At 69.6% G+C, this 20,590-nt stretch carries 17 protein-coding genes; 13 read left to right on the top strand and 4 right to left on the bottom strand.

Going from position 1 to position 20,590, the window contains the following annotated elements; all coding sequences use genetic code 11:
* The first annotated feature begins 155 nt into the window (after positions 1–155).
* The 5 genes from KS03_RS20380 to KS03_RS20360 all read left to right on the top strand — a co-directional run bounded on the left by KS03_RS20380 (position 156) and on the right by KS03_RS20360 (position 6,925).
* On the top strand, positions 156–1,313 hold the full coding sequence (locus KS03_RS20380) for a glycosyltransferase family 4 protein (RefSeq protein ID WP_012734734.1): 1,158 nt from the start codon (positions 156–158) through the stop codon (positions 1,311–1,313).
* Entirely contained in the window at positions 1,314–3,365 is a 2,052-nt protein-coding gene (locus KS03_RS20375) for a capsular polysaccharide export protein, LipB/KpsS family (protein ID WP_012734733.1), read from the top strand. It abuts the gene before it with no gap.
* A gap of 85 nt (positions 3,366–3,450) precedes the next feature.
* The gene (locus KS03_RS20370; protein WP_012734732.1) at positions 3,451–4,878 is read left to right on the top strand and encodes a mannose-1-phosphate guanylyltransferase/mannose-6-phosphate isomerase; all 1,428 of its coding nucleotides are present in this window, start codon (positions 3,451–3,453) and stop codon (positions 4,876–4,878) included.
* Positions 4,879–5,059: 181 nt separating this feature from the next.
* A complete protein-coding gene (locus tag KS03_RS20365) occupies positions 5,060–5,911 on the top strand; it encodes a class II glutamine amidotransferase (RefSeq protein WP_012734731.1) in 852 nt (283 codons plus the stop codon).
* Positions 5,912–6,109: 198 nt separating this feature from the next.
* Positions 6,110–6,925, top strand: coding sequence for a mechanosensitive ion channel family protein (locus tag KS03_RS20360; RefSeq protein WP_012734730.1), 816 nt, complete (start codon positions 6,110–6,112; stop codon positions 6,923–6,925).
* Between the two features lie 30 nt (positions 6,926–6,955).
* On the opposite strand, the gene KS03_RS20355 is transcribed toward KS03_RS20360, so the two are convergent.
* A complete protein-coding gene (locus tag KS03_RS20355) occupies positions 6,956–7,651 on the bottom strand; it encodes a VTT domain-containing protein (RefSeq protein ID WP_012734729.1) in 696 nt (231 codons plus the stop codon).
* Positions 7,652–7,869: 218 nt separating this feature from the next.
* On the opposite strand from KS03_RS20355, the gene mutL reads away from it, so the two are divergent.
* Positions 7,870–9,981: a DNA mismatch repair endonuclease MutL gene (mutL, locus tag KS03_RS20350; RefSeq protein WP_035984654.1), complete on the top strand. Its 2,112-nt coding sequence runs from the start codon at positions 7,870–7,872 to the stop codon at positions 9,979–9,981.
* Positions 9,978–10,946 (top strand): tRNA (adenosine(37)-N6)-dimethylallyltransferase MiaA, encoded by a 969-nt coding sequence (gene miaA / locus KS03_RS20345; RefSeq protein ID WP_012734727.1) that lies wholly within the window; start codon positions 9,978–9,980, stop codon positions 10,944–10,946. Before mutL ends, miaA begins: the two co-directional genes overlap by 4 nt.
* A 97-nt stretch (positions 10,947–11,043) precedes the next feature.
* On the opposite strand, the gene purM is transcribed toward miaA, so the two are convergent.
* The gene (purM, locus tag KS03_RS20340) at positions 11,044–12,099 is read right to left on the bottom strand and encodes a phosphoribosylformylglycinamidine cyclo-ligase (protein WP_012734726.1); all 1,056 of its coding nucleotides are present in this window, start codon (positions 12,097–12,099) and stop codon (positions 11,044–11,046) included.
* A 277-nt stretch (positions 12,100–12,376) separates the two neighbouring features.
* Between purM and hda the strand changes: the two genes are divergently transcribed.
* The 6 genes from hda to panB are packed head-to-tail and all read left to right on the top strand — an operon-like array spanning position 12,377 to position 17,489.
* On the top strand, positions 12,377–13,102 hold the full coding sequence (gene hda, locus KS03_RS20330) for a DnaA regulatory inactivator Hda (RefSeq protein ID WP_017924621.1): 726 nt from the start codon (positions 12,377–12,379) through the stop codon (positions 13,100–13,102).
* Positions 13,103–13,123: 21 nt separating this feature from the next.
* Positions 13,124–13,810, top strand: a complete 687-nt coding sequence (locus tag KS03_RS20325; protein WP_012734724.1) for a histidinol-phosphatase — start codon at positions 13,124–13,126, stop codon at positions 13,808–13,810.
* Positions 13,807–15,384: a polynucleotide adenylyltransferase PcnB gene (gene pcnB / locus KS03_RS20320; RefSeq protein WP_012734723.1), complete on the top strand. Its 1,578-nt coding sequence runs from the start codon at positions 13,807–13,809 to the stop codon at positions 15,382–15,384. Before KS03_RS20325 ends, pcnB begins: the two co-directional genes overlap by 4 nt.
* Positions 15,385–15,413: 29 nt before the next feature.
* Positions 15,414–15,947, top strand: a complete 534-nt coding sequence (gene folK, locus KS03_RS20315) for a 2-amino-4-hydroxy-6-hydroxymethyldihydropteridine diphosphokinase (RefSeq protein WP_012734722.1) — start codon at positions 15,414–15,416, stop codon at positions 15,945–15,947.
* Entirely contained in the window at positions 15,944–16,627 is a 684-nt protein-coding gene (locus KS03_RS20310) for a deoxynucleoside kinase (RefSeq protein ID WP_012734721.1), read from the top strand. The genes folK and KS03_RS20310 overlap by 4 nt, the downstream gene beginning before the upstream one ends.
* A 46-nt stretch (positions 16,628–16,673) precedes the next feature.
* A complete protein-coding gene (panB, locus tag KS03_RS20305) occupies positions 16,674–17,489 on the top strand; it encodes a 3-methyl-2-oxobutanoate hydroxymethyltransferase (RefSeq protein WP_012734720.1) in 816 nt (271 codons plus the stop codon).
* A 28-nt stretch (positions 17,490–17,517) separates the two neighbouring features.
* On the opposite strand, the gene KS03_RS20300 is transcribed toward panB, so the two are convergent.
* A complete protein-coding gene (locus KS03_RS20300) occupies positions 17,518–19,368 on the bottom strand; it encodes a chorismate-binding protein (protein ID WP_012734719.1) in 1,851 nt (616 codons plus the stop codon).
* A gap of 16 nt (positions 19,369–19,384) precedes the next feature.
* Positions 19,385–20,521 (bottom strand): molecular chaperone DnaJ, encoded by a 1,137-nt coding sequence (gene dnaJ, locus KS03_RS20295; protein ID WP_012734718.1) that lies wholly within the window; start codon positions 20,519–20,521, stop codon positions 19,385–19,387.
* Between the last annotated feature and the right edge of the window lie 69 nt (positions 20,522–20,590).

Below are 20,590 nucleotides of genomic sequence, written 5' to 3'. Positions count from 1 at the left end.
AGGGAAACGGAAAATCTACGGATCTGAATTGTCGCACGTTAGTAGATGCAATAAACTAGTTTTTTGCAGACTGGGCCGAGTGCCACCGCGCCCGCCGGCACGCCGGTAATAATTGGTGCCGCAACCGCTTGCCAACATCCATTAACGACATTCGAGTGACACAAATACTCCTTGACGTCACGCGTATCGTCACCCGCCGTTACGATGGCTTGATTCCCACCGGGGTCGACCGGGTCGGCCTGGCCTACGTGCAGAAATATGGCGACCACGCACGCGCGGTTCTCGGCGAGCGGGGCCATTCGATCGTTCTGAGCGAGCGAGATTCCCAACGCCTCTTCGGCCTGCTGCTCTCGACGCCGGGCCCGCGTGACCGCTGGGCGCTGCGCGGCATGGTTGCACGCACGCTGATGGGCGCGTTTAACCGGTCACGCTTCGAACATGCCGTCCTGCTCCATACCAGCCATTCTGGCATGGAGCACACACGCTACTACAGAGCCATGGCCCGCCGCAATGCTCGGCCGGTGTTCATGGTCCACGACCTGATCCCCTTGACGCACGCGGAGTATTGCCGGCCCGGCGTCGAACAGATGCATCGCCTGCGCATCCGCACGGCATTGCGACACGCGAGCGGACTCATCGCAAATTCGCAGGCGACGCTGGATTCGATCGAACAGGAGGCGCAGGCGGCTGGCCTGCCGATGCCGCCCTGCACGATCGCCCGTCTCGCGCCCGGCATCACCGCGCACCAGCCCTGCCCCGCACCGATCGGCGAGCCCTACTTCCTCATGCTGGGCACCATCGAGCCGCGCAAGAATCATTGGCTGATGCTGCATGTATGGCGCAGCTTGGTCGAGCGCCACGGCGCGCGCGCCCCGAAACTCGTGATCATCGGGCGCCGGGGCTGGGAATGCGAAAACGTCGTCGACATGCTGGAGCGATGCACGCCGCTACGACAGTTCGTCGTGGAGGAGTCGGAATGCAGCGACGAACGCCTGCATGCGCTGCTCCAGCATGCGCGGGCCTTGTTGTTTCCGTCGTTCGTCGAGGGCTACGGCATGCCGCTCGTGGAGGCGCTCGCCTCGCGCATCCCGGTGCTCGCGAGCAATCTCGAGGTGTTTCGCGAAATTGCCGCCGACACGCCGGATTATCTCGATCCGCTCGACGGCCCGGCATGGGCGCAGCGGATCATGGAGTATGCCGCCCCCGCGAGCCCGGCACGGCAGCAGCAGATGTCGCGCATCGAGCACTTCGGCGCACCGACCTGGAGCGCTCATTTCGCGTGCGTCGACAGCTTCATCGGCACGCTCAATTAGATGTCCGAATATCCCATCCCGTCGTCCGGATCGCGCGACCGGCAGTTCGACGCGATTTACCTCGCGCATGGCTACCGGCTGCTCGGCTGGCTGACCCGCCGAAGCCGATGGCTCTGGCCCGAAGCCCGCGGCGGCCGCCTGCTGGCTGCGCTGGCGCGCCTGCTCAAGCTCGATGCCCAGGCCGCCTATGCGGGGCCGATCGCACCTCGCGCCTCGCTCGGCCTGGCGCCGCTGTCGTGGTTCTCGGTCCCGCTCGAGCTCGGCCATGAGGATCCGCTCGGCGCTGCCATCGAGCAGGCCGTGACCGCGTCGACACCCCACGACGAAGCGCGCACGCGTGCGCTGATGCGGCACCTGCTCGACAGCGATGCACTGCATCCGCGCCGCAAGGCGGCACAGTTGCCACATGCCGAGTTCGTGGCAACGGCTCGGCAGCGCATTCTCCTGATAGACGAGCGCTTGATTTCCGGAGTCTCGCCGCCTGCGCGCCGAAGCCGCCGCATCGCCGATTTCCGTGCGATGGTCGACGCAGCGCTCGCCAGTCATCCCGATGCGGAATTCTGGCTGGCCCCTTCGTCGGATCCGGGACGCGGCCCGTGGTTGTCGTCCAGATGCGGCGTGCTCCCACGCGAATTGCGCGTGCTGGACCCGGAATACTCGCTGCGCGCCTGGCTGCCGTATTTCAGCCAGGTGTATACGGTCGGCGCCGCCGAAGGAATGGGCGCGATTCTCGCGGATCGCCCCACCTTCGTCTACGGGCGCCCCTATTACGCCGGCTGGGGTTTCACGACCGACGCTCAGGCATTCCCGCAGCGCCAGGCGCGACCCACATTGAGCGCCTGGTTCGACGCCACTTTCGTGCGGCTGACGCACTACCTCGATCCCGAGCAGGAGCAGCCCGGCACGCTGGAGCACGTGCTCGATGCCCTCCAGTTACAACATCAGGTCAGCGAACGATTCCGCGAGCTCGACCATGTCGTCGGCCTGCGCTTCCAGTGGTGGAAGCGTCGTCTTGCAACTCCCTATCTTTCGGCGGGAGGCGGCACGCTCCGCTGGGCGCGAGCAATCGCGGACATCGGTCCGCACGAATGCGCGGCATTGTGGGGGGCGCGGCTGCGAGACGGCACGCCGCAAGGCACGCGCTACTACCGCATCGAGGACGGCTTCATCCATTCCGCCGGGTTGGGCTCCGACATGAGTCCGCCGTGCAGCCAGGTCATCGACGGCAGCAACCTCTATTTCGACGCCAGCGCCCCGAGCGACCTGACGCGCATCCTGAACACGGCCGGCTTCGACGCCGCCGAACTCGCGCGCGCAGCAGCGCTGCGCCGCAGCATCGTCGAATTCGGCATCACCAAGTACAACCTGGGGCGACAGCGCCCCGCCTGGCCCCGGCCGGCCGACCGTCGTGTGATCCTGGTCCCGGGTCAGGTGGCGGACGACGCTTCGATCCGGCTCGGCACCGGCGCAGTCAACACCGCCGAAGGCCTGCTCGCGGCGGTGCGCGAACGGCGCCCGACAGACTGCATCGTCTACAAGCCTCATCCCGACGTACTTTCGGGCAATCGCAACGGCCTCGTCGAGGCACAACGCCTCGCCGACATCGTCGACCTCGACTCCGACATCGTGTCCCTGATCGAAGCCGCCGACGAGGTGCACACGCTCTCGTCGCTATCGGGCTTCGATGCCCTGCTGCGCGGCAAGCCGGTATTCACCTACGGCCTGCCCTTCTATGCCGGCTGGGGTCTGACCGACGACGCCATCAGCCCCCAGCCGTGGCGAGAGCGTGCCTTGACCCTGGACATGCTGACGGCAGGGACGCTGATACGCTATCCGATATATTGGAACTGGCGCCTGGCTCTTTATACTACCCCCGAGGCCGTGGTCCGGCGGCTCGCGCCGGCCGCGAACCGGCCCCTGCGCGCCCAGGGACGCAACTGGCGGCGCCCTGCCCTCAAGGCACTGCGATGGACCACCAATGCGCTGGTTCATCTCGGCTGGCGATACAGGCAGTGCAGGCAGGCAGGGCATCGGCGAAATTCATTCGTATGACGCATTGAATGAGACTTGCGTTGCAAAAAACAACGCACCTGGACAATCCGCAATCGTTGGCAGCATTTCCATCTGAGATTCAGACATGAGCATCTTTCCGGTAATTTTGTGCGGTGGCAGTGGTACGCGACTCTGGCCGATGTCGCGCGGCGGATATCCCAAGCAGTATCTCAAGCTGACCGGCGACGATACGCTGATCCAGCAGACAGCCCTGCGCGTGCGTCATTTGCCGGATGCGACCAAACCCATCATCCTGACCAACAACGAGCAACGCTTCCTGGTCGCCGAGCAACTGCGGCAGGTCGGCATCGAACCGTCGTCGATCGTCCTGGAACCCGTCGGCCGCAACACCGCACCCGCGATCGCGGTGGCCGCGCACATGGCCCTCAAGGAGTCGCCGGACGCGCTGCTGCTGGTCCTGCCTTCCGACCACGCCATCCTGAACCAGGCCGCCTTCGCTGCGGCGGCGCAAGCCGCGGCAGCGGTCGCGAGCGAAGGCTGCCTGGTCACCTTCGGCATCCCCCCCGACCGCGCACATACGGGATTCGGCTATATCCACCGGGGCAAGCCGTTCGACGATGAGGCGCAGGCCCACCGCGTGGACGCCTTTGTCGAAAAACCCGACATGGCGACCGCGGAGGAATTCGTCAAATCGGGCGAATACTACTGGAACAGCGGCATGTTCATGCTGAAGGCATCGACCTACCTGCAGGAACTGCAGCGGTTCGAGCCCGAGATCGCACGGCTGTCGCAAGCGGCGCTCGAGGGCGCGTCGCACGACAACGATTTCATCCGACTCGATCCGGTCGCCTTCGCGGCAAGCCCCAACATCTCGATCGACTACGCCGTGATGGAAAGGACCGAGCATGCCGCCGTCGTCGCCACCGATAACCTCGGCTGGAACGACATCGGCTCGTGGGGCGCCCTGGCCGATCTCGCCAAGACCGACGAGGACGGCAACACCCTGATCGGCGACGTGTTCTGCGAATCGACCAGCAACTCGTACGTCCGCGCCGAACACCGCATGGTAGCCACGATCGGGGTCGACAACCTGGTCGTCGTCGAAACTGCCGATGCCGTCCTGGTGGTCCATCGCGATCACGTGCAGGACGTCAAGAAAGTGGTCGAACAACTCAATAAATCCGGCCGTCACGAGTCCGTCACGCACCGCCGCGTGGTCCGCCCGTGGGGCGACTACGAGGGCATCGACCAGGGCGACCGGTTCCAGGTCAAGCGCATCGTCGTCAAGCCGGGCGCGCAGCTGAGCCTGCAGATGCACCATCACCGCGCCGAGCACTGGATCGTCGTGAAGGGCACCGCGCTCGTGACGAACGGCGACAGGGAGATCATGCTGACCGAGAACCAGTCGACCTACATCCCGCTCGGCGCGACGCACCGCCTGAGCAACCCCGGCAAGATCCCGCTCGAGCTGATCGAGGTGCAGTCGGGTGCCTACCTCGGCGAGGACGATATCGTCCGCTTCGAGGACACCTACGGCCGCGCGCCGAAGTAAGCCGGGCAGCGGCGCGAAGGCCAGCGAAGGCCTTCGAAAACGCGCCGCCATCGGCCACGCGAGCCGCTTCGCAGGCTATGCGCAAGGCCAGCGGCGGCCGTCTTCCGCTATGCTCGGCTGACTTCCCGGCCGGCCGCGCCCCGCGTGCCGGCCCTTCGCGCAGTCGCAGAAGGAGTTCCCCATGTGCCGCTGGCTCGCCTACACCGGTAACCCGATCCCGCTCGAAACCGTCCTGTTCCGCGCGCAGCATTCGCTGATCGATCAGAGCCTGCATTCGCGCCTGGGCGCCACCACCACCAATGGCGACGGCTTCGGCATCGGCTGGTACGGACGCCCCGACGAGATCCCGTTTCGCTACCGCTGCGTGCATCTGGCCTGGAACGACCGCAACCTGCGCGAGGTCGCGCGCGCGATCCATTCCCCGCACTTCGTCGCGCACATTCGCGCCGCCACCGACACGCCGGTCCAGGAAACCAACTGCCATCCGTTCCGCCACGGCCGCTGGATGTTCGTCCACAACGGCCTGATCCGCCACTACCACAAGCTGCGCCACGACCTGATGCTGCGCATCGACCCCGCGCTGTTCCCGTCGGTGGAGGGCTCGACCGACTCCGAGCTGATGTTCCACCTGGCGCTCACATTCGGGCTCGAACACACGCCGCTGCCGGCGCTCGAACGGATGGCCGGCGTGATCGAGGAGATCGCCGCGAAGCACGGCGTGGCACCGCCGATCAGCATGACCGTCTGCGCAACCGACGGCGAGCAGGTGGTGTCGGTGCGCTATTCGAGCGAGCATCGATCGCGCACGCTGTTCCACAGCACCTCGTTTCGCCATCTGCACGAGCTCTATCCCGACGATCCGCGCATCGCCGCGGTCGGCGACGACGCATTCCTGGTGCTGTCCGAGCCGCTCGTCGACCTGCCGGGCGCGTGGCAGGCCATTCCCGAGAGCACGGCGATCGTCGCGCGCGGCGGCCGCGTCGAGACCTTCGCGTTCACGCCGCGCGCGCCGCGCAACGGCACGCACGCCTGAGCGGGCGGCGCCTCGGCCGGACTCGGCCTCGACGCCCAGGCGCCCGCGCCGCCGCCTGGGCGCAGCCACCGGCAGCGCCCCGCCCGCGGTCCTGCTCGGGCCTGGCATCGCGGGCCACGATTGCCGGCGCGCGACCGGGCGGTTATAACTGCGCGGCCGGACGCATGTCGCGTCCCGCCTTCCCGATTCGGAGACCCCATGGTGGAACTCGCTACCGCCCAACAATTCCTGATGACCCGTGGCCTCGATTTCGGCCTCAAGGTGCTCGCCGCGATCGCGCTATGGATCGTCGGCCGCTGGCTGATCCGCCTTTCCACGCGGCTGCTCGGCCGGCTCGTGCAGCGCAGCGGGCGCGTCGACACCACGCTCGCCTACTACCTGTCGTCGGTGGTCAGCGTGCTGCTGACCATCGTGCTGATCCTCGCGATCCTGCAGGTGTTCGGCGTGCAGACCACCTCGTTCGCGGCACTGCTGGCCGGCATCGGCCTCGCGGTCGGCACCGCCTGGGGCGGCCTGCTCGCGCACTTCGCGGCCGGCGTGTTCCTGCAGGTGCTGCGCCCGTTCAAGGTCGGCGACTCGATCTCGGCGGCCGGCGTGACCGGCACCGTCAAGGAACTCGGGCTGTTCAGCACCACGCTGCTGACCAGCGACAACGTCGTGACCATCGTCGGCAATAACAAGATCTTCTCCGACAACATCGCCAACTACAGCGCAACGCCGCATCGCCGCGTGGACCTGACCGCGAAGATCGCCCACGGCGTCGACGCGGCCGAGGCGATCGCGAAGCTGAAGGCGGCCGTGGCGGCGATCCCGAACGTGCTGCCGACGCCCGCGCCCGACGTCGGCATCCTGCAGTTCACGCCGGAAGGCCCGCTGCTGTTCGTGCGCCCCTGCACGCCGCCCGCCAGCTACTGGCAGGTCTATTGCGACGCGCAGCACGCGATCCTCGACACCTTCCGTCAGGCCGGCTATCCGACGCCGGAGACGCCGACCATCCAACGCTCGGCCGGATAAGGCGCGAACCGCGCCGCGGCGGCACGGGCCTCAGCCGCGCCCGCGCGGCGTATTCGGGCCGCCCCGCGACGGGCGGGTCCGACCGCGCAGCAGCTTCCAGAGCGCGCCGATCACCACCGGCACGGCCGCCGCGCCGACTCCCACCAGCACGATCACGTTCAGGTACTGGCGAATGAACGGGATGTTGCCGAAAAAATAGCCGAGCAGGGTGAGCAGCAGCACCCAGGCCAGCGCGCCGGCGACGTTGAAGAGCTGAAAGCGCGCCAAGCGCATCGCCGAGACCCCGGCGACGAACGGCGCGAAGGTGCGTACCACCGGGATGAAGCGCGCCAGCACCAGCGTCTTGCCGCCGTGACGCTCGTAGAAATCGTGGGTTTTCTGCAGCGCGGCGCGGTCGAGGAAGCGCTCGAGCACCGGCACATGCGTGTCGAACACCTTCGGGCCGATCGCGCGGCCGAGCAGGTAGTTGACCGTGTTGCCCAGGGTGGCGGCCACCAGCAGCAGCACGATCAGCGCCGCCAGGCTCATCTCGCCCGACGCGGCGAACGCGCCCGCGATGAACAGCAGCGAATCGCCGGGCAGGAACGGCAGGATCACCAGCCCGGTTTCGCAGAACACGATCAGGAACAGCACCAGATACACCCAGGCGCCGTAATACTGGATGAACTTGCCGAGGAACGCGTCGATGTGCAGGACCAGATTGACGAAGTGAAGCAGCGTATCCAAGACGTTTCCTTCGGTTCGGGAACAGGAGCGGGAGCGGGACGAGCGCGCGGGCTGGGGGGCGGCCCGGCGGGCGAGCCGAACAGGCGCGCCGCCGGCCGGGCCTGGGCAACCGGCGAGATGATACCGAAGGAAGCCCGGGCGCCCGTGGATGCACTTGAAAAAAATTGTGTCCGCGCCCGGCGCCGGTGCCGGCTCGGCGGCGTCGTTATAATTCCCGCATGTCCGAATTTACCGATTCCACCGATTCCACCGGTGCCGACGCCGCCGCGAGCGCCGCCGTCCCCGCGGCCGGCCCGCGCCCGCTGCGCGCGATCCAGCCGCTGCCCGACCAGTTGATCAGCCAGATCGCGGCCGGCGAGGTGGTCGAGCGCCCGGCATCCGTCGTCAAGGAGTTGCTCGAGAACGCGCTCGACGCGGGCGCCACCACGCTGCGCATCGCACTCGACGAGGGCGGCGTCAAGCGCATCTCGATCACCGACGACGGCTGCGGCATCCCCGCCGACGAGCTGCCGCTCGCGCTGATGCGCCACGCCACCAGCAAGATCCGCTCGCTCGTCGAGCTCGAGTCGGTAGCCACGCTCGGCTTTCGCGGCGAGGCGCTGGCCTCGATCGCCTCGGTCTCCGAGCTGGCGATCACGAGCCGCACCGAGCAGGCGCCGCACGCCACGCGCATCGACGCCGACACCGGCGCGCTGTCGCCCGCGGCCGGCACGCGCGGCACCACCATCGAGGTGCGCGAGCTGTACTTCAACACGCCTGCGCGCCGCAAGTTCCTGAAGAGCGAGCAGACCGAATTCGGCCACTGCCTCGAGATGATCCGCCGCGTGGCGCTGGCACGCCCCGACGTGGCGATCTCGGTGCTGCACAACGGCCGGGCCGTCGAGCACTGGAACGCGAGCGAGCCGGCCGTGCGCGTCGCGAAGATCCTCGGCGAGGGCTTCGCCACCGCGCACCTGCCGCTCGACGAGCAGGCCGGGCCGCTCGCCGTGTACGGCTGCGCGGGCCTGCCCACCGCGAGCCGCGGCCGCGCCGACCAGCAATACTTCTTCGTCAACGGCCGCTTCGTGCGCGACAAGCTGCTCACGCACGCGGTGCGCGCCGCCTACGAGGACGTGCTGCACGGCGACCGCTACCCGTCCTACGTGCTGTTTCTCGACCTGCCGCCCGAGGCCGTCGACGTGAACGTCCATCCGTCGAAGATCGAGGTGCGGTTTCGCGATTCACGCTCGATCCACCAGTACGTGTTCCACGCGGTGCAGCGCGCGCTCGCGCGGCACGCGGGGGCCTCGCCCGGGACCACGGCGGGCGGCCACGCCGCGCATCTGGCACCGGCCGGCGAGAGCGCCGCGCCAGAACGTGCCCCGGCCGGGTCCGCCGGCCAAGCCGGCGACCACGCGGCACGCGCCGACGGCGTGAGCGGCTCCGGCTTGGCCGATGGCGCCGGCAGCGCGACGTCCTCGGGCCCGGCGGGCGGCTTCGGCCGCGCCTCGGGCGGCTTCGGCTCGGCCGCCGGCAGCAGCAGCAGCGGTGGATTCGGTGGCGGCGGTGCGGCGCGCTCGGGCGCGGGCAACACCTGGACGCGCCAGTCACGCATGACGCAGGGCACGCTGCCGGTCGCGCAGCCGCTGGCGCTCTACGACGCGTTGTTCGGGCGCAAGGCAGCCGGCGGCGAAGCGACCGGCACGGCCGAGCCGGCGCCGTTCGGCGCCACACCCGGCACGCTGCCGGCCGACGCCGGGCACGACGCGCAGCCGCTCGGCTTCGCGCTCGGCCAGGTCCACGGCATCTACGTGCTCGCGCAGAACGCGCAGGGCCTCGTGATCGTCGACATGCACGCCGCGCACGAACGCATCCTCTACGAGCAGTTCAAGACCGCGCTCGCGAACCGCGCGATCGCGGTGCAGTCGCTGCTGCTGCCGGTGACGATGGCGGCCACGCCGGTCGAGATCGGTACCGCCGAGGAGGAACGCGAGACGCTCGACGCGCTCGGCTTCGACCTGGCCACGCTCTCGCCCACCACCCTCGCGATCCGCGCGGTGCCCGCACTGCTGCGCGATGCCGACCTGCCGACGCTGGCGCGAGCGGTGCTGGCCGACCTGCACGAATTCGGCGGCTCGCGCGTGCTGACCGAGCGCCAGCACGAACTGCTCGGCACGCTGGCCTGCCATCATGCGGTGCGTGCCAACCGGCGCCTGACGCTCGACGAGATGAACGCGCTGCTGCGCCAGATGGAGGCCACCGAGCGCGCCGACCAGTGCAACCACGGCCGGCCGACCTGGTACCAGCTCACGCTCGGCGATCTCGACCGCCTGTTCATGCGCGGCCAATGAGCGGCGCACCCGAATCGCCCCGCGTCACCGTCGCCTGCCTGCTCGGCCCCACCGCCTCGGGCAAGACCGCCGCGGCGCTGGCGCTGGCCGAGCGGCGGCCGGTGGAGATCGTCAGCGTCGATTCGGCGCTCGTCTATCGCGAGATGGATATCGGCACCGCGAAGCCGGAGCGCGCCGAACGCGAGCGCGTGGCGCATCATCTGATCGACATCCGCGACCCGCGCGAGGCCTATTCGGCCGCCGAGTTCCGCGCCGACACGCTGCGCCTGCTGGGCGAGATCCTCGCGCGCGGACACACGCCGCTGCTGGCGGGCGGGACCATGCTGTACTACAAGGCGCTGACGCAGGGGCTCAATGCGCTACCGGCCGCCGATCCGCAGGTGCGCGCGCGGCTCGACGCCGACGCCGCGCGCGACGGCTGGCCGGCGCTGCATGCGCGGCTCGCACGGGCCGACCCGGAAACCGCCGCGCGGCTGGCGCCGAACGACGCGCAGCGCATCCAGCGTGCGCTCGAAATCCTCGAACTGAGCGGCCGGCCCATGTCGGCGCTGCTCGCCGCACCGCCGCCAGCCTGCGACGAGGCGGCCCGCTACCGCTTCGTGCCGGTGGCGCTGGAGCCGTCCGAGCGCGCCGTGCTGCATGCGCGGATCGCGGTGCGCTTCGACGCGATGCTCGCGGCCGGCTTCGTCGACGAGGTGGAACGGCTGCGCGGGCGCGGCGACCTGCATCTGGGCCTGCCGTCGATGCGCTGCGTGGGCTACCGGCAGGCCTGGGAATATCTCGACGGCGCCACCGACCACGCCACGATGCGCGACAAGGGCATATTCGCCACGCGCCAGCTCTGCAAGCGGCAGCTGACCTGGCTGCGCTCGATGCCGGAGCGCATCGTGGTGGACTGCTGCGCCGATGACGCGCCGCGGCGCGCCGTGGCCGCGCTTGAGCGCGTGCTCGACGCGGCGCCCTGAACGCGTCCGCGCCAGGCAACAAAAAAGGCCGCGCTCCGCGGCCCTTCCTGCTGCACGGCACGAGCGCCGTGCCACCGATCCTCCTGCTGCGCCAGCCTCAGACCACCACGGTCTGCGCCTCGCCCTCGCGCGTGGCGCGCACCTTGCCGATCTTCCAGACCTGCTCGCCGGCGGCGCTCAGTTCCGCCACGGCCGCGTCGGCATCGGCCGCCGCGACGATCACGGCCATCCCGATCCCGCAATTGAACACGCGGTGCATCTCCGCATCGGCCACGCCGCCGTGCTGCTGCAGCCACTGGAACAGCGGCGGCAGCGTCCAGGCGGTCTGGTCCAGTTCGGCCGTCAGGCCCTCGCGCAGCACGCGCGGGATGTTCTCGACGAGGCCGCCGCCCGTGATGTGCGCCATGCCCTTGACGGGCAGCTTGGCCATCAGCGCGAGCAGCGGCTTCACGTAGATGCGGGTCGGCGCGATCAGCGCGTCGGCCAGCGTGCGGCCGTCGAAGGCGGCGTCGAGATCGGGATTGGCGCGCTCGATGATCTTGCGCACCAGCGAAAAGCCGTTCGAGTGGATGCCGCTCGACGCGAGGCCCAGCACCACGTCGCCCGCGGCGATGGTGCTGCCGTCGATGATCCGGCTCTTCTCGACCGCACCCACCGCGAAGCCGGCCAGATCGTACTCGCCGTCCGGATACATGCCGGGCATTTCCGCCGTCTCGCCGCCGATCAGCGCGCAGCCGGCCAGCTCGCAGCCGGTCGCGATGCCCTTCACCACCGTCGCCGCCGTCTCGACGTCGAGCTTGCCGCAGGCGAAGTAGTCGAGGAAGAACAGCGGCTCGGCGCCCTGCACGAGGATGTCGTTCACGCTCATCGCCACCAGATCCTGGCCGACCGTGTCGTGGCGGTTCAGGTGGAACGCGAGCTTGAGCTTGGTGCCCACGCCGTCGGTGCCCGACACCAGCACCGGCTCCCGATACTTCTTCGGCACTTCGAACAGTGCGCCGAATCCGCCGATCCCGCCCAGCACGCCGTCGCGCAGCGTTTTCTTGGCAAATGGCTTGATCTTGTCGACGAGCGCGTCGCCCGCGTCGATGTCGACGCCCGCGTCACGGTAGGAAAGACCTTGGGCGTCGGGAGCGGATTTCGGAGAAGTCATGGGGGAATGCGAGAAGGTCGGTAAAATGCGATTTTACCCGAAGCCGGACGCCCGGCCGAATTCCCCGCGCCGATCTCTCCAGGTAACGCATCGTGTCCGAATCGTCCCCGTTTTCGTCGCCGGCCCGCCGGTCGGCCGCCGCGCGCGGCGCGCCGCCGCGCAGGTCGCGCGCGGCCGGCGCGGATGCGATGCGGGCGCGCCGCGCCTGCGCGCAACGCGGCGGCGCCTCGCGCCGGGTCGCCGCACGGCGCGAGCCCGACCTCATCCGATCCGCACCGTGACCGCCACCCGTCAACTGACGCTCGACCTCGGCACGCCGCCGCCCGCGACGTTCGAGAACTTCACCATCGGGCCGAACGACGAACTCGTCTCGCGGCTGCGCCGGCTCGATCTCGCGCTCGCCGCCGGCCCGGTGGCCGACCGCTCGTTCTACGTCTGGGGCGAGGCCGGCAGCGGCCGCAGCCACCTGCTGCAGGCGCTCGTCCACGACACCTCGTACGGCAGCGCGCGCTACCTGACGCCGCAAAGCCCGCTCGGCGCGATCGCGTTCGATCCGCGCGTCTCGCTGTACGCCGTCGACGACATCGACGCGATGAGCGACACCCAGCAGATCGCGCTCTTCAACCTGTTCAACGAGGTGCGCGCGCATCCGTCGAGCGCGTTCGTCGGCGCCGGCCCGGCCGCGCCGCTCGCGCTCGACGTGCGCGAGGACCTGCGCACGCGGCTCGGCTGGGGCTTGGTGTTCCACCTCGCGCCGCTGTCGGACGCCGACAAGGCCGTCGTCTTCAAGCAGGCCGCCAAGGCGCGCGGCATCGCGATCGCCGACGATGTGCCCGCCTACCTGCTCACGCACTACCGGCGCGACATGCCGAGCCTGATGGCGCTGCTCGACGCGCTCGACCGCTTCTCGCTCGAGCAGAAACGCGCGGTCACGCTGCCGCTCCTGCGCGCGCTGCTGACGGCGCTGGAGCGCGAGGCGGATGCTTCCGGCCGGATCAAGTAGCTTCAAGTAAAATGCCCCTCCATGACAAATCTGGCACTCTTTGACCTCGATCACACCTTGATCCCGACCGACAGCGACCACGAATGGAGCCGCTTCATCGTCAAGCTCGGCCTCGTCGACGCGGACAGCTACACGCGTCAGAACGATCGCTTCTACGCCGACTACCAGGCCGGCACGCTCGACATCCAGGCCTACCTGGCCGCCGTGCTGGCGCCGCTCGCGCAGCATTCGCGCGCCCAGCTCGACGCGTGGCACGAGCAGTACATGCGCGAGGTGATCCGGCCCGTGATGCTGCCCGCCGCGCGCGAGCTGGTGCGCGAGCATCAGCAGGCGGGCGACCTCTGCTGCATCGTCACCGCGACCAACGCATTCGTGACGCGCCCGATCGCGCAGGCGTTCGGCGTCGAGACGCTGATCGCCTGCGAGGTCGAAACCGTCGACGGCGATCCGGCCTCGGCGCTCACGGGCCGCGCGACCGGCACGCCGAGCTTCCGCGAGGGCAAGATCGCGCGCACCGAGGCCTGGCTCGCCTCGCTCGGCAAGCGCCTCGCCGATTTCGAGCGCAGCTACTTCTACAGCGACTCGCACAACGACATTCCGTTGCTCGAGAAAGTGACCGATCCGGTCGCGACCAACCCCGACGACACGCTGCGTGCGCATGCCCGCGAACACGGCTGGCGCGTCCTCGATCTCTTCCAGCCCTCGTGATCAAGAAACTCATCCGCAAGCTGCTCGGGCAGGACGATTCCGCCGCCCGCGACAACGCCGGCGCGGCCGATGCCGCCCCGCCCTCCACCGGCCCCGCGGCCGCCTCGCCGGCCGCCGTGGCAGCCGCCAAGAAACAGGCCGCGCGCGACGCCGCGAAGGTCGCCGCGAGCCGCACCGAGCCGACCATCGTGCCGGCCGCCGTGCATGGCATCGACCCGTCGCTGATCTCGCGCAACGCCGTGCGCGTGACCGATACGCTGCAGCAGGCCGGCTTCCGCGCGTTCATCGTCGGCGGCGCGGTACGCGACCTGCTGCTCGGCATCGCCCCGAAGGATTTCGACGTCGCCACCGACGCGACGCCCACCGAGGTGCAGCGCCTGTTCCGCCGCGCCCGGCTGATCGGCCGGCGTTTCCAGATCGTCCACGTGCAGTTCGGCCAGGAGCTGATCGAGGTCTCGACCTTCCGCGCGCTGGTGGACGCGCCGGCCGACGCGCCCGCGTCGGCGCCCGCCGACGCCGCCCCGCCGCGGCGCATGAAGCGCGACGAGCTGGACCGCCGCACCCATGCGGTGGACGCGAGCGGGCGCGTGCTGCGCGACAACGTCTGGGGCGAGCAGCACGAGGACGCGGCGCGCCGCGACTTCACGATCAACGCGATGTACTACGACCCGGCGACCCAGACCGTGCTCGACTACCACGACGGCATGGCCGACGTGCGCGCACGATTGTTGCGCATGATCGGCGACCCGGCCACGCGCTACCGCGAGGATCCGGTGCGGATGCTGCGCGTGGTGCGCTTCGCGGCCAAGCTCGGCTTCGACATCGAGCCGCACACGCGCGAGCCGATCCAGCCGCTCGCCGATCTGATCAACAACGTGCCCGCCGCGCGCCTGTTCGACGAGATGCTGAAGCTGCTGCTCTCGGGCCATGCGCTCGCCTGCCTCAGGCAGTTGCGCAGCGAGGGCCTGCACCATGGGCTGCTGCCGCTGCTCGACGTGGTGCTGGAGCAGCCGCAGGGCGAGAAGTTCATCACGCTCGCGCTCAACAACACCGACGCGCGCGTGCGCGCCGGCAAGTCCGTGTCGCCGGGCTTTTTGTTCGCGACGCTGCTCTGGCACGACATGCGCCAGCGCTGGAACCAGAACGTCGCGAACGGCGAGTTCCCGGTGCCGGCGCTGCAGCGCGCGATGGACGACGTGCTCGAGATGCAGACCGAGAAGCTCGCGATCCACAAGCGCTACTCGGCCGACATGCGCGAGATCTGGGGGCTGCAGCTGCGCCTCGAGAAACGCTCGGGCCGCAGCGCCATGAGGCTGCTGGAACACCAAAGGTTTAGAGCGGGGTATGATTTCCTCCTCCTGCGCTGCGAGTCGGGCGAGCTGGACCCGGCCGTGGCGCAATGGTGGACGGATTTCATCGACGGCGATGCCGCGGCTCGCGAGGCCTTGCTCACGAACGGCGCCCCGCGCGATCCGGCGGCACCGCGCAAGCGCCGCCGCCGCGGCGGCGCGCGCAACCGCAGGCCGGCCGACGGCACCGTGCAACAGGCCGACGCCCAGGACGCGCAGGACTGAGCCGTCGAACGACGTAGGATGTGGATGCCATGACGGTTGCTTATCTCGGGCTGGGCGCGAATCTCGGCGATGCGCGCCAGGCGTTGAAGGACGCGGTGGTCTGCCTCGCGCAGCAATGCACGTCGATCACCGTGATCGGCAAGTCGAGCCTGTACCGGACGGCCCCCGTGGATGCCGGCGGCGACGACTACTACAACTGCGCCGTCAAGGTCGACACGCGTTTGCCGGCCCGTGAATTGCTCCGGCTCTGCCAGCAGATCGAGCACCATTTCGGCCGCGAGCGGCCGTTCCCCAATGCGCCGCGTACGCTCGACATCGACATCCTGCTGTACGGCGACCATCTGATCGACGAGCCCGATCTGGTCGTGCCGCACCCGCGCCTGACCGCGCGCGCGTTCGTGCTGGTGCCGCTGCTCGAACTCGATCCGGCGCTCATGATTCCCTCGCGGGGCGCCGCCCAGGCGTTCCTCGCCGCGGTGGCCGACCAGCGCATCGAGAAGGTGCAGACCTGCCAGTGCCTGCTGGCGATGAAGAGCGCGAACGAGTCGCGCCGCTGCCGATGAACGCGACGCCGCTGACCGTCACGCCGCCCGACCCGCGCCCGCCCCACCGCTACCTCGCGATCGAGGGGCCGATCGGCGTCGGCAAGACCTCGCTAGCCACGCTGCTGGCCGAGCGCTGGGGCATGGACACGCTCTTCGAACGCCCGCAGGACAATCCGTTTCTCGAACGCTTCTACCGCGAGGGCGCACGCTACGCGCTGCCGGCGCAGCTCGCGTTCGCGCTGCAGCGCGCGCGCCAGACCGGCGGGATCGCCGCCGCGCAGGCCGCCGGCGCCGCGCTGGTGGCCGATTTCATGCCGCAGAAGAGCGAGATCTTCGCGCGCCTGACGCTCGCCGACGACGAATGGCAGCTCTACCGCACGCTGGCCGAGCGCATCGACGCGCCCGCGCCCGCGCCCGACCTGGTGGTCTACCTGCAGGCGAGCCCCGAGGTGCTGTACGCGCGGATCCAGAAACGCGGCATCGCAGCGGAACTGCAGATCGGCGACGCCTACCTGCGCGCGCTGTGCGACGCCTACAACGAATTCTTCTATCACTACGACCGCACGCCGGTCCTCACCGTCGCGGCGGAACACCTGAATCCGCTCGACTCGCCAGACGATCTTGCCTTGCTGATGACGCGCATCGAGACGATGCGCGGGCGCAAGGAATCCTTCGTCAAGGGCGGCGTCGGCCGCTGAGGCGGTTCGCGGCGCCGCCTGTTTTCTCCACGAAACCGGACCCCCCATGACCTACCTCCAGGAATCGAGCCGCGCGGCCGTGACCGTGCCGAAACTGCAGGCGATGCGCGACGCGGGCGAAAAGATCGCGATGCTGACCTGCTACGACGCGAGCTTCGCGTCGCTGCTCGATCGCGCCGGCGTCGACGCGCTGCTGATCGGCGACTCGCTCGGCAACGTGCTGCAAGGCCAGACCACCACGCTGCCGGTCACGCTCGACGAGATCGCCTACCACACCGCCTGCGTGGCGCGCGCGCAGCCGCGCGCGCTGATCGTCGCCGACCTGCCGTTCGGCACCTACGGCACGCCGGCCGAGGCGTTCGCGAGTTCGGTCAAGCTGATGCGCGCCGGCGCCCAGATGGTCAAGCTGGAAGGCGGCGAATGGCTCGCCGACACGGTGCGCTTCCTGGTCGAGCGTGCCGTGCCGGTGTGTCCGCACCTCGGGCTCACGCCGCAGTCGGTGCATGCGCTCGGCGGCTTCAAGGTGCAGGGCAAGACGGAGGCCGGCGCCGCGCAGCTGCTGCGCGACGCGCAGGCGCTGGAACAGGCCGGCGCGCAGCTGATGGTGCTCGAAGCGGTGCCGACGCTGGTGGCCTCGGAGCTGACCGCGCAGATCCGCACGCCGACCATCGGCATCGGCGCCGGCATCAACTGCTCGGGCCAGGTGCTGGTGCTGCACGACATGCTCGGCATCTTCCCCGGCAAGCGGCCGCGCTTCGTGAAGGATTTCATGCAGGGCCAGCCGAGCATCTTCGCGGCTGTCGAAGCCTACGTGCGCGCCGTCAAGGACGGCAGCTTCCCCGGCCCGGAGCATTCGTTCTGACGAGGCCGCGAGGCGCGCCGCCCGGACCTCAGCAGGCGCGCCGCAGCGTGGCCATGACGGCGCCGCGCAGCGCGTTGCAGACCATCAGCGCCTCGGCGCGCAGCAGATCCTCGGGCGTCATCACGCGCTCGCTGGCGCCCCAGGCCGGGTCGTCGAGCAGGGCCGCGCGCATCACGCCGGGCAGCAGCCCGCAGGCGAGCGGCGGCGTGTACCAGCGCCCGTCGAGCCGCACGAACAGGCTGGTGCGCCCGCCCTCGGTCAGCTCGCCGCGCTCGTTGACGAACAGCATGTCGAACGCGCCGGCGGCCTCGGCCGCGCGCCACGCGCGATCGTATTCGGCGCGCCGCGTGGTCTTGTGCGCGAGCAGCGGATCGGATGACGAGGTCGGCGCGAAACCGTGCTCGGCCGCGAGCAGCACCGCGACGCCGGGCCCGGCCAGCGCCGCCAGCGGCGCTGCCGCGAGTTCGAGCGTGCCGTCCTTGGCGAGCGCCGCGCGCAGGCGGATCGCGCCGTCGCCGTCGAACGACGCCACCCGTTCGGCGATGCGCTGCGCGAGCGCCGCGCGGTCGCAGGCGAAGCCGAACGCCTCGGCGCTCGCGGCGAGCCGCGCGAGGTGGCGCGCGAGATGGCGCACCCCGCCGGCACGCGTCGCGTGCATCGTCTCGAACAGCTGGAAGCCGGGATCGGCCTCGGTCAGGAAGCTGGCCTTCAATTCGCACTCCGCGTATTCGTCGGGGGCGGCGCTGTCGAGCACGATGCCGGCGCCGACGCCCATTGCACCGGCGCGCCAGCCGTCGGCGCGGCGTGCCGCGAGCACCAGCGTGCGGATCGTCACGGCCAGGCAGAAGTCGCCGCAGGCGGCACCCGGCGGCGCCGCGTCGAGCCAGCCGAGCGCGCCCGTGTAGAGGCCGCGCGGCGTCGATTCGATCGCGTCGATCAGCGCCATCGTGCTGTGCTTCGGCGCGCCCGTGATCGAGCCGCACGGAAACAGTGCACGCAGCAGGTCGGCGAAGCCTGCCTCGGGCCGTGCCTCGGCCTCGACGCTCGAGGTCATCTGCCAGACCGACGCGTAGGGTTCGACGGTAAACAGCGCCGGCACGCGCACCGATCCCGTCACGGCCACGCGCGAGACGTCGTTGCGCAGCAGATCGACGATCATCAGGTTCTCGGCGCGGTTCTTCGCATCGCCGGCGAGGAACGCCGCGGCGCGCGAGTCGGCGGCCGGATCGGCCGAACGCGGCGCGGTGCCCTTCATCGGCCGCGCGCGCAGCCGCGCGCCGGCCTTCTCGACGAACAGCTCGGGCGAGCACGACAGCACCCAGCGCTCGTCCGGCAGCGCGACCAGCGCGCCGTAGCGCACCGGCTGGCGCGCGCGCAGGCGCCGGTACAGCGCGAGCGGCGAGCCGTGCGCCTCGAAGCCGAGCCGGTAGGTGTAGTTGACCTGATAGGAGTCGCCGGCACGCAGCGCGGCGTGGATCGCGTCGATCGCCGCGTCGAATCCGGCGCGCGTGACGCTCTTGCGCAGGCGCGCGACGCCGGCCGCCGACGGCTCGCCGCCGCCGTCGTGCGCGGCGAGCCAGGCATCGACCTCGTCGCGCGAGAGCCGCGCGAGCGAAGCGAACAGCAGGAACCGCAGCGCGCCGTCGCCGGCCACCCCGCGCTGCAGGTTGCGGCCGAACTCGTAGTCGCCGAGCACCACCGCGTGCAGGCCGCTCGCCGTGTCGGCCGCCACCGCCGCGCAGACGGCGTCGAGCCCGGCCGGATCGGTGCAGACGCGTTGGTGCGAAAAGCCCGTATACAAACGACTCGACCGCGCAAACGCGGTCGAGTCACAGTCGTCGAGCAGCGCGAACGGCGCGCCGGCTGCGACTTCGGTCATGCTGCCATCCTTGCGGTCACTCGAAGAAGCTCTTCACCCGGTCGAACCAGCTCTTGCTCTGCGGACTGTGGCGGCCGCCGCCTTCGGCCAGCGATTGCTCGAACTGCTTGAGCAGATCGCGCTGCACGTCGGTCAGCTTGACGGGCGTCTCGATCTGCACGTGGACGTAGAGATCGCCGGCGATGCTCGAACGCAGCCCCTTGATGCCCTTGCCGCGCAGCCGGAACGTCTTGCCCGACTGAGTGCCCTCCGGCACCGTGAACGAGGCGCGTCCGGCCAGCGTCGGCACCTCGATCTCGCCGCCGAGCGCCGCCGTCGTGAAAGGAATCGGCATCTGGCAGTGCAGGTCGTCGCCGTCGCGCTCGAACACCGAGTGAGACTTGATATGAATCTCGACGTAGAGGTCGCCCGACGGGCCGCCGTTGATGCCGGGCTCGCCGTTGCCGGCCGAGCGGATCCGCATGCCGTCGTCGATCCCGGCCGGGATCTTCACTTCCAGCGTCTTGGTTTCCTTCACCTTGCCCGAACCGTGACAGTGCGCGCACGGTTCCGGGATGTAGGTGCCGGTGCCGTGGCACTTCGGGCAGGTCTGCTGAATGCTGAAGAAACCCTGCGACATGCGCACCGAGCCCTGGCCGTGGCAGGTGGGGCAGGTGTCGGGCTTGGTGCCCGGCTTCGCGCCGGAGCCGTGGCAGATCTCGCACGAGACCCAGCTCGGCACGCGGATCTGCGTCTCGTAGCCGTGCGCGGCCTGCTCCAGCGTGATTTCCATGCTGTAGCGCAGATCGGCGCCGCGATAGACCTGCGGGCCGCCGCGGCCGCCGCGCGCCGCGCCGCCCGCGGCCTGGCCGAAGATGTCGCCGAAGATATCGCCGAATGCATCGGCGAAGCCGCCGAAGCCCTGCGCGCCGGCGCCACCCATGTTCGGATCGACGCCCGCGTGGCCGTACTGGTCGTAGGCGGCACGCTTCTGGTCGTCCGAGAGCATTTCATAGGCTTCCTTCACCTCCTTGAAACGCTCTTCCGCATCCTTGCTGTCCGGATTGCGGTCGGGGTGGTACTTCATCGCGAGCTTGCGATATGCCTTCTTGATTTCGTCGTCGCTCGCATTCTTCGCGACGCCCAGAACCTCGTAGTAATCCCGTTTCGCCATATCGGTTCACTGCCGCCGCGCACGTCGCGCGGGCGGCTCCTCTCGCTTCCAGTAAAGTCTTGCGACCTG

Source organism: Burkholderia glumae LMG 2196 = ATCC 33617 (assembly GCF_000960995.1).
Classification (GTDB): Bacteria; Pseudomonadota; Gammaproteobacteria; order Burkholderiales; family Burkholderiaceae; genus Burkholderia; species Burkholderia glumae.
This window is presented reverse-complemented; position numbering and strand designations above follow the sequence as displayed.